Origin of the sequence: Achromobacter sp. K91 (genome assembly GCF_003576205.1) — a bacterium.
Taxonomy (GTDB): Bacteria; Pseudomonadota; Gammaproteobacteria; order Burkholderiales; family Burkholderiaceae_B; genus Achromobacter; species Achromobacter aegrifaciens.
The window spans coordinates 269,559-283,117 of sequence record NZ_QWFB01000027.1 but is presented as its reverse complement, the minus strand read 5'-3'; the positions used below and the strand labels follow the sequence as shown (position 1 = coordinate 283,117).

Below are 13,559 nucleotides of genomic sequence, written 5' to 3'. Positions count from 1 at the left end.
GTTCCCAGGCCCGGAGGCAGTTCCGATTTTAGAAGCGGTAGGCGCCGCTCAGCATGACGGTGCGGCGCGCGCCGTAGAAGCAGTCGCCGCGATCCAGGCAGACCACCTCATAAGTGCGGTCCGCGATGTTGTTCACGTTCAGCGCATAGCGCCAGGGACCATTGTCGTAGCTGAGCATGGCGTCGAACAGCGTGACCGCCGGGGTTTCCGGGGCACCACCGTCGCGGAACGCCGACAGGTAGCGCACGCCCGCGCCCACCGCGAAGCCGGGCTGGCCGGCCAGCGCGAAGCGGTACTTGCCCCACATGGAGGCGATGTGCTTGGGCTGGGCCTCAAGCTGCGGGTCCAGGTCGGTGTAGATATAGTTGGCGATCACGTCCAGTTCCTTGGTGACGCGGCCGCGCAGTTCCAGTTCCACGCCGCGGGTACGGGTCTTGCCGGCCTGGATCTGGTTGTTGGGATTGTCCGGGTCGTTGGTCTGGCGATTCTTCTCGCGCAGGTCATAGGCGGCCGCGGTGAATTCGATGTCGGCGTCCTTCGGCATGTACTTGATGCCAGCCTCCACCTGTTTGCCGCGCATGGGCTTCCAGCGCTGGTTGTAGAAGTCGGCGCCGGCGATGGGCGTGAACGATTCGCTGTAGCTGAGGTAGGGCGACCAGCCGTTGTCAGCGGCATACATGAGGCCGAAACGCTTGGTGGTGGCCATGTCGGTTTCCCGGTCCTGGCCTTCGGTGGTGCTGTCGGCGCGGTCGCGGCGGATGCCGGCCAGGAAAATCCAGTTCTTGTCGAATTTGATCTGGTCCTGCGCGTAGAAGCCGATCTGCTGCTGATTGATCTTGGGGTTGTCCGACAGTTCGTACTCGGGCACGTTGCCGTACACGGGGTGGTACAGGTTCAGCGGCGAGCCCGCGCCGCTGGCCGTCTGGCTGGTCTCGCGGTAGCGCGAATAATCCATGCCGAAGATCACCGTGTGCTCCGTGCGGCCCCAATTCAGCTTGCCTTCCACGTTCTGGTCCGCCAGCAACGTGCGCATGCGCGGCTTGTTGACATAGAAAATGCGGTCGACGGTGGTTTGTTCCGGATCGATGTAGGAATCGCCGCGGCGCGCGCCGTAGACGTTGGGATAGAGCGTCTTGTAGTCGACGCTGCTGACCGTATTGCGGAAGTTCTGCCGCACCTTCCAGGTGTCGTTGAACTGATGCTCGAACAGCCAGCCGACGCTGAACTGCTCCGTGTCGTAGGCGTCGAAGCCCGGTTCGCTGGCGAAGCGACGGGTCGGGATGCGGCCGTTGGGATTTTCCTGCACCGAGCCGCTCCACGGCAGGAAGGATTGCGTGGTGCCGGCGCGATCCTTCTGCCAGGTGGCCTGCAATGTCAGCGAGGTGGCTGCGCTGGGGCGCCAGGTCAGGGACGGCGCCAGCATCAGGCGGTCGTCCGGCGCGTATTGGACCTGGGTATCGCTGTCGCGTCCCACGGCGATCACGCGGTATAGCCACTGGCCGTCCTCGCTGGCCGAGCCCGTGAGGTCGGCCTGGATTTCGCGGCGGTTGTGATTGCCCAGCACCACGCCGATTTCGCGCTGCGTTTCCTCCTGCGGGCGTTTGCTGACCAAGTTGACGATGCCGCCCGTGCTGCCCTGTCCGTACAGCATGGAGGCGGGGCCGCGCAGCACTTCCACGCGCTCCATCGCATAGACCTCGGTGCGCGGGTTGTTGAAACTGAAGTACTGGCGCAGGCCGTCCAGGTACTGCACCGGCTCCACGCCCCGGACGCGCACGTAGTCGGCGCGGTTGTCCACGCCATACGCGTTGGGGCGCACGCCGGCCGCGTAGTTCATGGTGTCCTGGATGTTCTGCGCGCCCTGGTCCACGATCTGTTCACGCGGGATCACGGTGATGGCCTGCGGCGTTTCGGACAAGGGCGTGTCGGTCTTGGTCGCGGTGGCGCTGCGCGTGGCGACGTAGCCTTCTACCGGACTGGTCGCGGTTTCGCCGGTGCCGGTGACCTGCACGGCGGGCAGGATGGTGGCGGGTTCGCCGGATGCGGCGGGCTGGGCCTGCGCTGCGGCGCCCATGCAGGCGGCAAGCGCGGCGGCAGCAGGCAACAGGACCAGCGGCCGCGCGCGCCGGGCGGCGGGATCAGGGTGGCGTTTCAATGGATTTTCCCTTCGGCCTGAGTTCGGCCGATTTTGGATGCAAATGACAACGATAACTATTATTAATTTAATAGATCAAGGATGTCAGAAAATCCGCGGTCCGCAGATGTAAAAAAGCCGTGCAAAGCTTGCCGGGCGGTAAGGTGGACGACGAAAAACGCCGTCCTATCAGTAGCTTGGCGAGGTCTGGGAAAGGCGCGAGGGAGCCGCTCGCCTGTTGGCGAGGCGCGACAGAACGGCTCAGGCGTGGCGCGGCCGGCGGGTGCCGCCGTCGCGCCGGCTGGCTTTTTCCGAGACGATATTGCCCTCGGCCATGCTGCGGCCGCGCTGTTCGATGCGGCCCAGAAGGTCGCGCAGCAAGGCGACCTCGTCGGCGCTCAGGTCCTGCACCAGCAGGTCGTTCAGGTGCGAGACTTCGGGCAGCAAGGCGTCGTACAGGGTGCTGCCTTCGGCCGTGGCTTCCACACGCACCACGCGGCGGTCGGCGCTGTCGTGCAGGCGGCGCAGCCAGCCTTTTTCGCATAGCGCGCCCAGGGTGCGCGAGGTGCGCGCCAGATCCAGTTTTGCAGCGGCTGCCAGTTCAGCCGAACTCATGATGCCGCCCTCGACGGCACAGGCCAGCACCCGCCATTCGCGCCGCGTGATGCCGAAGCGTCCTTCGCACAGGCGCAGGAATACGGGATTCGATTGCGACCATGCCTGGTATAGCCGGTACATCAGCATGTCCGAAAGCTGGCGCTGCCCGGACGCGGAATCGGTCGGCATGGCGTCTCCTCCTGGTGGTGTTGCAGTTCGCGCTGCATATCGTTATGGGAAGTCCTGGATTAGATCAACAAATACGGGCGTTGCTAAAGTCAATTTTCCTATTTGAGTATCGGCCAGGCAGTGACAACCATAATCGACAGCGGGCCGCTGTCTCCAGGAGTTGACCATGCGTAAATGGATATCGGGCGCTGCCGCGGCGGCAATACTTGCGGGGGCCGCACCGTTGGCCGGCGCGCAGCAGGCCCCGCTGGACGGGACGCTGACGGTGGTGGTGGGTTATCCGCCAGGCGGCAGTTCGGACCGCATTGCGCGGCTGGTCGCGGACCGGCTCAAGGATCGGGTAGGCGTGCCCGTGGTGGTCGAGAACAAGACGGGGGCGGGCGGCCGCATCGCGGCGCAGGCGCTGCACACGGCGCCGGCCGGCCAGAACGTGCTGATGCTCGCGAACCCGGCCGTGATGGTGGTGGCGCCGCTGGTCTATGCCCAACCGGGCTACGACGCGCAGCGCGACTTCAAGCCCGTGTCGCTGGTCAGCAGCTATAAATTTGCGATGGCGGTGGCGGCGAATTCGCCGATCCAGGACCTGGCTGGCCTGCGGCAGTGGCTGAAGGCGAACCCCAAGCAGTTCGCCGTCGGCGTGCCGGCCACCGGCAGCCTGCCGCACTTCTTTGCGCTGATGCTGGGACGCGAACTGGGCCAGGAGCCGGAAGTGGTCGGATACCGCGGATCGGCGCCGCTGATTTCCGAATTGATAGGCGGCATCCTGCCGCAGGGCATAGACACGCTGGACACCTTGCTGCCGCAGCACCGCGCCGGCAAGATCCGCATCCTCGCCGTGTCCGGCGAGGCGCGCGATGCCGAACTCAAGGACGTGCCCACCTTCAAGGAAAGCGGGGTGAACCTTGCGGCAAACGGCTGGAATGCCTTCTTCGCACCGGCAGCGATGCCGCAGGCCAAGGCGGACAGGCTGGGCGCGGACATCGCGGCGGTGTTGCGTGAGCCCGCCATGCAGGAGGCCGTGCGCGCAGCCTACCTGGAGCCGGTATCGCTGGATGCGCGCGGCACAGCCGACGCCTTGACTGCGTACCGCGAGCAGTGGGAGCCCGTGGTGCGTGCATCCGGCTTCACGGCCACGCAATAGGAGGACGACGATGAGCGATGTGCAGAACGTGCTGTTCATCATGGCCGACCAACTGCGGGCCGACCACCTGAGCTGTTATGGCCATCCTTATCTGCAGACGCCCAGCCTGGATGCGCTGGCCGCGCGCGGGGTGCGCTTTGACCGCGCCTTCGTGAACTCGGGCGTGTGCGGGCCTTCGCGCATGAGCTACTACACCGGCCGCTATCCCTCGCGCCACGGTGCCACCTGGAACCGCGTGCCGTTGTCGGTCAACGAGATCACGCTGGGCGAATACCTGGCGGGGCAGGGCCGCGAACTGGCTCTGGCCGGCAAGACTCACATCATCCCCGACAAGGCCGGCATGGAGCGGCTGTCGATCGATGGTTCCTCGGAGCTGGGCGCGCTGCTTGGCCGCGGCGGTTTCACCGAACTGGACCGCTACGACGGCCACCACACGCCGGGCGACGAAAGCGGCTATCCCGCCTTTCTGCGGCGCCACGGCTACGACAGCGCGGACCCCTGGACCGATTACGTGATCGCCGCGGTCGACGCCGCGGGGCAGGTGGTCAGCGGGTGGAACATGCGCAATGCGCACCTGCCGGCGCGCGTGGCCGAGCGGCATTCCGAGACCGCCTACATGACGGACCAGGCGCTGGACTTCATGAAACGGCGCGGCAGCCAGCCCTGGGTGCTGCACCTGAGCTACGTGAAACCGCATTGGCCCTACATGGCGCCGGATCCCTACCACAAGCGCTACACCCCGGACCAATGCCTGCCAGTGCGGCGCAACCATGAAGAACTGGAGAACGCGCATCCGGTGGTCGCGGCCTACCGGCAGCAGGAAGAGAGCGTCAGCTTTTCGACCGACGAATGCGTGCGCGTGGTGCGTCCCGCCTACCAGGGCCTGATCCGGCAGCTGGACGACCATCTGGGCCGGCTGTTCGACTACATGGAAGGCGCGGGCCTGATGAAGAACACGCTCATCGTGTTCACCGCGGACCATGGCGATTTTCTCGGCGACCATTGGCTGGGCGAAAAGGAGTTGTTCTACGACACCGTGCAGCGCGTGCCCTTCATTGTCATGGACCCCTCGGCTGCGGCCGACGCCACGCGCGGCCGCGCGTTGGACGACATGGTGGAAAGCGTGGACCTGGTGCCCACGGTGCTGCGCGCGCTGGGCAAGCCCGGACCCGGCCATCGGCTGGAAGGCCGCGAATTGCAGACCTTGCTGCACGGCCGCGATGGCGCGACTCCTTGGCGCGATTGCGTGTATTCGGAGCTGGACTACAGCTTCCGCCAGGCCCGCCTGTTGTGCGGCAAGACGCCGCAGAACGCCCGCGCCTGGTCGGTGCGCACGGACCGCTGGCGCTACGTGTACTGGCTGGACGAGCGTGAACAACTTTTCGACCTGCATGCCGATCCGGACGAGTTCCAGGACCTGGGCGCGAGCAGCGCGCATGCGCAAACGCGCCTGGAGCTGCGCCAGCGGCTGCTGGAATGGATGCTGCGCGGCAAGCGCCGTACCACCATCAGCGACGAGGCCGTGGAAAAGGCGACCAACGCCCACAAGCGGGCCGGAGTGTTTTTCGGGCAGTGGTAGGCCGGGCTGGCCCCCGCCGCCGGCCCGCGTTCGGCGCGAGCCGGCGGCTGTCCAGGCCTAACCCGGCTGCCGGACTTGCGCCTGCACGGCTTCCTGCGCCGCCGGTTTCAGTTCGCGGCGCAGGATCTTGCCGACGTTGGTGCGGGGCAGGTCATCGCGGAACTCGATGTAGCGGGGCACCTTGTAGCCCGTCAGCTGCTTGCGGCAATGCGCGATCAGGGTCTCGGCGTCCAACGCCGGATCCTTGCGGATCACATACAGCTTCACGGCTTCGCCTGAGCGCTCGTCGGGCACGCCCACCGCCGCCACTTCGCGCACGCCGGGATGCAGCGCGGCCACGTCCTCGACCTCGTTGGGATAGACGTTGAAGCCGGACACCAGGATCATGTCCTTCTTGCGGTCCACCAGGAACACATAGCCCTTTTCGTCCACGTAACCCACGTCGCCGGTACGCAGGAACCCGTCGGCATACAGGACCAGCGCGGTTTCGTCGGGCCGTTGCCAGTAGCCCTGTGTGACCTGGGGTCCGCGCACGCAGATTTCGCCGGTCTCGCCCACGCCCAGTTCTTGGCCCGCATCGTCGCGGATGGAAATGTCGGTGGATGGCACGGGCAGGCCGATGGAACCGGTGAACTCCTGCACGTCCAGCGGATTGATCGTGACCGCGGGCGAGGTCTCGGTCAGGCCATAGGCCTGCGCCAGCGAGCGGCCGGTGACGGCGCGCCAGCGGTCGGCCACCGAGCGCTGCACCGCCATGCCGCCGCCCATCGTCAGGCGCAGCCGCGAGAAATCCAGGCGCGCGAAGTCCGGGTTGTTGAGCAGGGCGTTGAACAGCGTGTTCACGCCCGTGAAGGCCGAGAACGGCACCTTGCGCATTTCCTTGACCAGCCCGGGAATGTCGCGCGGGTTGATGATGAGCAAGTTGCTGGCGCCCATCTTCATGAAGGTCAGGCAGTTCGCGGTCAGCGCGAAGATGTGATACAGCGGCAAGGCGGTCACGATGCACTCCTCGCCTTCGGTCACCAGCGGCCGGACCCAGGCATAGGCCTGGCTCAGATTGGCCACCAGATTGCCGTGGGTGAGCATGGCCGCCTTGGCCACGCCGGTGGTGCCGCCGGTGTATTGCAGGCAGGCCAGGTCGCGCTGGTCCAGTTCCACTTCCGTGAAGGGCGCGGCGGCGCCGGCGCGCAGCGCATCGCCCAGCCGGATGGCGCCGGGCAGCGACCACGCGGGCACCATGCGCTTGACGCGGCGGACCACGAAGTCCACCAGGCGTCCCTTGAGCGGTCCCAGCAGCTCGCCGATGGACGTCACCACCACGCGTTCTATCGCGGTGCCGTCCAGGGCCTTCTGCACGGTAGCGGCAAAGTTGTCTGCGACCACGATGACGCGGGCGCCCGAATCGGCCAATTGGTGCTGCAGCTCATGCGGGGTATAGAGCGGGTTGCAGTTGACCACCACGCAGCCGGCGCGCAATGCGCCGAACAGGCATACGGGGTATTGCAGCAGGTTGGGCATCATGAGCGCGACACGGTCGCCGCGGCCCAGGCCGTTGGCGTGCAGCCAGGCCGCGAAGTCGCGCGTCAGCCGGTCGAGCTCGGCGTAGCTGAGGGACTTGCCCATGCTGATGTACGAGGTCTTGTCGGCGTAGCGCCGGCAACTTTCGCGCACGACCGACACCAGCGTCGTCACGCCGTCCATTTCGATGTCCGCAGGCACGCCCGCGGGGTAGCTTTTCTGCCAGATTCGTTCCATATGCCGGATTTCCGTGTGTGGCCTGTACAGCAAGAGAGCCTTTGGGCCCTAGCCGCCCAGCAGGGCTTTTTTCAGGGAGGCTTGCGCGGGCTTGTCGCCCAGCCAGACCCTCAGCAGGGCGCGCGCGAACGCGGGGCTGTCGATGCGGCCTTGCGGCTTGCCGTTATCGGAGACCGCGACGCCGCGGGCGTCGAAATCCAGGTCGACCACGTCGCCTTCGCGCACCGCGCCGATTTCCGCCATCAGGGCGGACAGGCGGGCGGCCGGCGCCTTCAGCTCGGCCAGCTCTTGCGCTGATGTATTGTCGCGCAATCCGTCCTGCAGGGCTTCGTCCAGGCTTTTGCTGTCGACGTCGCGCAGCAGCAAGAGGCGCATGCGGCGCGGCTCGTCGCTGTTGACCAGCGCAGCCGCATCGCCGCTTTTCGCGGTGGCGTACAGCGCCGCCACGTAGACCTTGACGACGAACTTGGTGCGCACGCCGGCGCCGTTCAGCACCAGCGCGCGGCCGCCTTCCGACAGGCTGTCCGGAACGCGCAGGCCGGCGACTTCGACGTCGGCGGCCTGTGCGGGGGCGCCGGCCAGGCAGGCGGCAAGCATGAGGCTCAGGGCGGCGATTCGCCCTCCGGGGATGCGACGCATGATTCTCCTCCAGTGTTCTTCTGCTTGTAGAACTTCTTGTCTGCGATATAGATCGTGCGTTCCACGACGGCGTAGACCACGCCGTCTCGGTCCTTGAGTTCCACCGTATAGGTCCGGGTGGTTTCATGGTCGCGCGCGAGGATTGCGCGGATTTCCGCGATTTCGTCGGGCGGGAGCCGGAAGTCCACATACAGCGTGGCGTACGCCGGCTTGCGGAAGCGTATGGTGGCCGCCTTGTCCCACACGATGTGGTCTGCGCCCAGCGCGGACATCAGCATCGTGGGGTGGGCGCCGTCGGTCACCGCGAACAGCGAGCCGCCGTACATCGAGCCGACGATATTGCGGGTGCGCCGCAGCAGCGGCAGCTTGATGCGGATGTGATGGAAATCCGCGGATACATGCACCACTTTGCCGCCGGTGGCGCGGAACGCGGGATGCAGGTTGAAGCCCACCCGCATCAGGCGCGCCCGCCAGGTCGGCGACAGGTTCTTGAACCAATAGGGCTTCATGTTCCGCGCCGCTCCGCCTACATCGCCTCGAACAGGCCGGCCGCGCCCATGCCGGTGCCGATGCACATGGTCACCAGGCCGTACTTGCCGCCGGTGCGGCGCAGGCCGTGGGTCAGGGTGGCCGTTCGGATCGCGCCCGTGGCGCCCAACGGGTGGCCTAGCGCGATTGCCCCGCCCAGCGGATTCACCTTGGCCGGATCCAGCTTCAGCTCGCGGATCACCGCCAGCGATTGGGCGGCGAAGGCCTCGTTCAGTTCGATCCAGTCCAGCGCGTCCTGGCCGATGCCGGCGCGTTGCAGCACCTTGGGGATCGCGGCGACCGGGCCGATGCCCATGACTTCGGGCGGTACGCCGGCCACGGCGAAGCCGGCAAAGCGCGCCAGCGGGCTCAGATTGAATTCGCGCAGGATGCGGTCGGACACCAGGATCACGGCGGCGGCGCCGTCGGACATCTGCGAGCTGTTGCCGGCGGTGACGCTGCCGCGCGCGGCGAACACCGGCTTCAAGCGGGCCAGCGCCTCGGCGCTGCTGTCCGGGCGGGGACCTTCGTCCGTCTCGACCAGGCGGCGCGCGACGCGCACCGTGCCGCTGGCGTCGCCGGGCTGGCGCGACACCGTTTCATAAGGCGTGATCTCGGCGCGGAAGTGGCCGGCGGTGATGGCCGCGCAGGCCTTCTGGTGCGAGGCCAGGGCGAAGGCGTCCTGGTCCTCGCGCGAGACCTTCCAGCGTTCGGCGACCTTCTCGCCGGTCAGGCCCATGCCGAAGGCCATGCCGATGTTTTCCTGGTGTTCGAAGATGGCGGGGTTCATCGACACCTTGTTGCCCATGATCTGCGGCATGGCGCTCATGGATTCGGTGCCTGCGCCGATCATGATGTCGGCCTCGCCGGTGCGGATGCGCGCCGCGGCATCGGCCACCGCCTGCAGGCCTGATGCGCAGAAGCGGTTCACGGTGACGCCGGCCACGCTTTGCGGCAGGCCGGCGAGCAACAGGCCGATGCGGGCCACGTTCATGCCTTGTTCGGCTTCCGGCATGGCGCAGCCGGCAATGACGTCATCGATGCGCGCGGCATCCAGGCCCGGGACCTGCGCCAGCGCGCCATTGAGCGCGGCGGCCAGCATGTCGTCGGGACGGGTGGTGATGTAGGCGCCGTTGCGCTTGCCCACCGGCAGGCGCGTGGCGGCGACGATGTAGGCGTCTTGAATCTGCTTGCTCATGTCAGTTCCTCAGGGGCTTGCCGGTGTCGAGAGTGTGGCGGATGCGGGCCTGGGTTTCAGGCGTGCGCAGCAGCGCCACGAATTCCTTGCGCTCCACGGCCAGCAGCCATTCCTCGTCCACCTTGGCGCCGGTGTCGACCTCGCCGCCGCACAGGGCCACGGCGGCGCTGCGCGCCACGCGGTAGTCGTGCGCGCTGATCATGCCGCCTTCGCGCATGTTGACCAGCACCATTTCAAAGTTGGCGATGCCATTGCGGCCCGCGACCGGAATGTCGCGCAAGCGGGGCGGCGGCGTGTAGCCGGCCTCGGCCGCGGCGCGGGCCTGGCCGATGGCGACGTACAGCAGCTCGTCCGGATGGAACACGACGATGTCATGCTCGCGGGCGAAGCCCGTGGCGATGGCTTCCAGCGCGCTCTTGGCGACCTGCGCCGTGGCGATGGTCTGGAACACCGGTTGCAGATAGGGGAAGACCTCGCCCGGCGTGGCTGTCTTGGCGGCCAGCGCCGCGGCGCGGCCGGCGAATTCCTTGCTGCCGCCGCCCGCCGGAATCAGCCCGACGCCGGCCTCGACCAGCCCGATATAGCTTTCCAGCGCCAGCACGCGGTGCGAGGCGTGCATCAGGAATTCGCAGCCGCCGCCCAACGCCATGCCCTGCACGGCCGCCACGGTGGGAATCTGCGCGTACTTGAACGACTGCGAGGCGCGCTGGAACTTTTCAACCGTGGCCTCCAGCATGTCCCATAGCCCGGCGGCGCAGGCCTCGGAGACCTGCTGCAGGTTGGCGCCCACGGCGAAGGGCGCGTCATGCCAGATGACCAGCCCGTCGTATTCGCGTTCGGCGCGCGCCACCGCCTGCAGGATGCCGTCGAGCACTTCCGCGCCCAGGGTGTGGTTCTTGGAGGTGACCGAGAGGATGGCCACGCCGGCGTCGACCTGCGGCAGGTTCCACAGGCGCACGCCTTCGTTTTCCCAGATCGTGACGCCGCGCTCGCTGGCGCCTTCGCCGTACACACGCTCGGGGAACAACTGGCGGCGGTACACCGGCAGCGTCGAACGCGGGCTCAGCTGGCCGGTACGCGCGGAGTAGGAGCCTTCGGGCGCATGCACGCCATTGCGGCCGGGTTCCAGCGCCCAGGCCGGCAGCGGCGCGTCGCTCATGGCCTGGCCGGCGGCGATGTCCTCGGCCACCGCGGCGGCGATGGCCTGCCAGCCGGCGGCCTGCCAGGTTTCGAACGGACCTTGGGCCCAGCCGAAGCCCCAGCGCATGGCCAGGTCCAGGTCGCGCGCATTGTCGGCCACGTGTTCGAGTTGCACGGCGCTGTAGTGGAAGATGTCGCGGAACAGGCTCCAGAGGAACTGGGCCTGGGGATGGCTGCTCGCGCGCAGCGCGGCGAAGCGCTTGCCCGGGTCGCGTTCCTTGAGCAGGGCGGCGACTTCGTCGGCCAGCTTGCCGGCGCTGGGCACATAGTCCTGCGCCTTCAGGTCCAGCACCTGGATTTCGCGGCCCTGCTTGCGGTAGACGCCGGCGCCGGTCTTTTGCCCCAGTGCGCCCTTGGCGATCAGCGCGGAGAGCCACTCGGGCAGCTTGAAATAGCGGTGCCAGGGGTCGTCCGGCAGATTCTTTTCCATGGTGCCGACCACGTGGGCCAGCGTGTCCAGGCCGACCACGTCGGCCGTGCGGTAGGTGGCGCTCTTGGGGCGGCCGATCTTCGGGCCGGTCAGGGCGTCGACCTCATCGAACGCCAGGCCCAGGCGGGCCGTGTGGTGCATGGCTGCCAGGATCGAGAACACGCCGATGCGGTTGGCAACGAAGTTGGGTGTGTCCAGCGCGCGGATCACGCCCTTGCCCAGGGTCGAGGTCAGCCAGGTTTCGAGCTGATCCAGCACGGCGGGCTGGGTGTGCGAAGTGGCGATGATTTCCACCAGCCGCATGTAGCGGGGCGGATTGAAGAAGTGGATGCCGCAGAAGCGGTCGCGCAGGCCCGCGGGCAGGGCGTTGGCCAGCGCGTCGATCGACAGGCCCGATGTATTGGAGGCGATGATGGCGCCCGGGGCCACGTGCGGCGCGATGCGCTCGTACAGCGCGGTCTTCCAGTCCATGCGCTCGGCGATGGCCTCGATGACCAGGTCGCAGCCGCGCAGGCGTTCGAGGTCGTCGTCGTAGTTGGCGGGCGTGATGTACGCCAGGCGCGCCGCGCCGGCCAGGGGCGCGGGCTCCAGCTTCTTCAAGCCGGCGATCGCTTTCTTGACCGTGCCGTTGCGGTCGCCTTCGGGGGCGGCCAGGTCGAACAGCGTGACGGGCACGCCGGCATTGGCCAGATGGGCGGCGATCTGCGCACCCATGACGCCGGCCCCCAGGACGGCGACGTGTTTGACGACGAACTTGCTCAAGGCAGTCTCCTGAAAAAAACGAATGGCGGGCCGGACCGGGCCGGACCGCCATCCGGGGCGGGTTAGAAGCGGGACGACAGCTGTATGCCCAGGATGTGGGCATTGCTGTCATAGGTGCCCGCCACGCGGCCCTTGGTCAGCTGGTTGCCGGACGTGGTGTCGATGTCCGTCTTGCGCAGGTAGAGATAGGTATAGCCCACGTCCAGCGTGGTGTCCTTGGTGGCCTGCCACTGAATACCGGTCGAAAGCCAGTAGCGGTCGTTGTCCGGCAGCGAGGTCGGACGGTCGGCTTCCTTGTACACGGGCGATTGGTCGAAGGCGACGCCGACCTTCCACTTCCAGTTGGGCGCGAACTTGTAGTTGGCGCCCAGCGCGACGCGCCAGCTGTCGCGGAAGTTCAGCGGCAGGTCGTCGTCGCGCGCACCCGGCCCCGAGTTGCGGATCTTCAGATTCGGAATGCTGCTCCAGCCGGTCCACGAGACGTCGCCCAGCAGTTCCCAGCGTTCGTTCAGCTGGTGCGCCGCGCTCAGGATCAGGGTGTCGGGCAGGGACACGGTGGCCTTGGCGTCGAACGACACCGAGTTGCCGCGCGGATAGATGCTGGTAATGTCGGTGTCGCCCTTCGCGGTGTGCTTGATCTTCGAGCGGTAGGACAGGCCGATGCGGGTGTCTTCGGTGGGTTGCAGCATGAAGCCCACGTTCCAGCCCCAGGCATCGCCCTTGAGATTCAGGTCGGCGTCGCCGGTCGTGCCCAGCGGCATGCCGGGAACCGGCAGCACGGTCTTCTTCTTGTAATTGGCGTCGATGTGCTGCCAGTTCACGCCAAAGCCCATGGAGAACTTTTCGTTGACCTTGTAGGCGATCGAGGGGTTGACGTTGATCGTCTTGATCTCGAACTTGTTGGAGTGGTACTGGCCCACCCAGCCGTCGTCGTACTCGGTCATGAGCCCGAACGGGGCGCCCACGCCCAGGCCGATGAACCATTGCTCGTTCAACTGCCAGGAGGCGTACATATTGGGCACCACGCCGAGGTTGCCCGCGTCGCCGCCGTTGCCGCCGGTCGGGCGCGATCCGCCCAGGCCGGTGCCCGGCAGGCCGGGAATGCTGGGGTTGCGGCTGTCGCCGTTGTCTGAAAACTTGAATGACGGCTTGATCAGGTTGACGCCGCCGGACACATTGAAGCCGGGCAGGTAGGTCATGCCGGCCGGGTTGTAATAGATGATGCTGGCGTTCTCCGGATTCGCCGCAGAGCCTGCATAGGCGTTGCCCAGGCCGCTGGCGTTCTGCTCCAGGAGCTGAAAGCCGGCCGAGTGCGTTGCCGTGGATGCGCCCAGGCCGACCACGAGGGCCGACAAGGTGCTCAGGGACAATGAACGTCTGCTCATGGTACTGCCTCCTCGTGATGGA

Annotated in this window: 10 protein-coding genes; 2 read left to right on the top strand and 8 right to left on the bottom strand. The window is 66.9% G+C overall.

Features of this window, described 5'->3' with window-relative positions:
• Nucleotides 1–28: 28 nt before the first annotated feature.
• Entirely contained in the window at nt 29–2,074 is a 2,046-nt protein-coding gene (locus tag DXK93_RS10755; RefSeq protein ID WP_225590530.1) for a TonB-dependent siderophore receptor, read from the bottom strand.
• 321 nt (nt 2,075–2,395) lie between these two features.
• The gene (locus DXK93_RS10750) at nt 2,396–2,920 is read right to left on the bottom strand and encodes a MarR family winged helix-turn-helix transcriptional regulator (RefSeq protein ID WP_119450039.1); all 525 of its coding nucleotides are present in this window, start codon (nt 2,918–2,920) and stop codon (nt 2,396–2,398) included.
• 166 nt (nt 2,921–3,086) lie between these two features.
• On the opposite strand from DXK93_RS10750, the gene DXK93_RS10745 reads away from it, so the two are divergent.
• Together DXK93_RS10745 and DXK93_RS10740 are read left to right on the top strand one after the other, a co-directional pair.
• Entirely contained in the window at nt 3,087–4,061 is a 975-nt protein-coding gene (locus tag DXK93_RS10745; protein ID WP_054453116.1) for a Bug family tripartite tricarboxylate transporter substrate binding protein, read from the top strand.
• A gap of 10 nt (nt 4,062–4,071) precedes the next feature.
• The gene (locus tag DXK93_RS10740) at nt 4,072–5,640 is read left to right on the top strand and encodes a sulfatase-like hydrolase/transferase (RefSeq protein WP_119450038.1); all 1,569 of its coding nucleotides are present in this window, start codon (nt 4,072–4,074) and stop codon (nt 5,638–5,640) included.
• A gap of 57 nt (nt 5,641–5,697) precedes the next feature.
• On the opposite strand, the gene DXK93_RS10735 is transcribed toward DXK93_RS10740, so the two are convergent.
• The 6 genes from DXK93_RS10735 to DXK93_RS10710 all read right to left on the bottom strand — a co-directional run bounded on the left by DXK93_RS10735 (nt 5,698) and on the right by DXK93_RS10710 (nt 13,537).
• Entirely contained in the window at nt 5,698–7,395 is a 1,698-nt protein-coding gene (locus DXK93_RS10735) for an AMP-binding protein (RefSeq protein ID WP_119450037.1), read from the bottom strand.
• A gap of 48 nt (nt 7,396–7,443) precedes the next feature.
• Complete coding sequence (locus DXK93_RS10730; RefSeq protein ID WP_119450036.1) at nt 7,444–8,034, bottom strand: chalcone isomerase family protein; 591 nt, start codon at nt 8,032–8,034, stop codon at nt 7,444–7,446.
• Nucleotides 7,998–8,543 carry a PaaI family thioesterase gene (locus DXK93_RS10725; protein WP_054453108.1) on the bottom strand — a complete coding sequence of 182 codons (546 nt, stop codon included), beginning with the start codon at nt 8,541–8,543 and terminating at the stop codon, nt 7,998–8,000. Before DXK93_RS10725 ends, DXK93_RS10730 begins: the two co-directional genes overlap by 37 nt.
• A gap of 17 nt (nt 8,544–8,560) precedes the next feature.
• The gene (locus DXK93_RS10720) at nt 8,561–9,760 is read right to left on the bottom strand and encodes an acetyl-CoA C-acyltransferase (RefSeq protein ID WP_119450035.1); all 1,200 of its coding nucleotides are present in this window, start codon (nt 9,758–9,760) and stop codon (nt 8,561–8,563) included.
• Nucleotide 9,761: 1 nt separating this feature from the next.
• Nucleotides 9,762–12,152, bottom strand: a complete 2,391-nt coding sequence (locus DXK93_RS10715; RefSeq protein ID WP_119450034.1) for a 3-hydroxyacyl-CoA dehydrogenase/enoyl-CoA hydratase family protein — start codon at nt 12,150–12,152, stop codon at nt 9,762–9,764.
• Between the two features lie 62 nt (nt 12,153–12,214).
• The gene (locus DXK93_RS10710; protein ID WP_054453102.1) at nt 12,215–13,537 is read right to left on the bottom strand and encodes an OmpP1/FadL family transporter; all 1,323 of its coding nucleotides are present in this window, start codon (nt 13,535–13,537) and stop codon (nt 12,215–12,217) included.
• Nucleotides 13,538–13,559 lie beyond the last annotated feature (22 nt).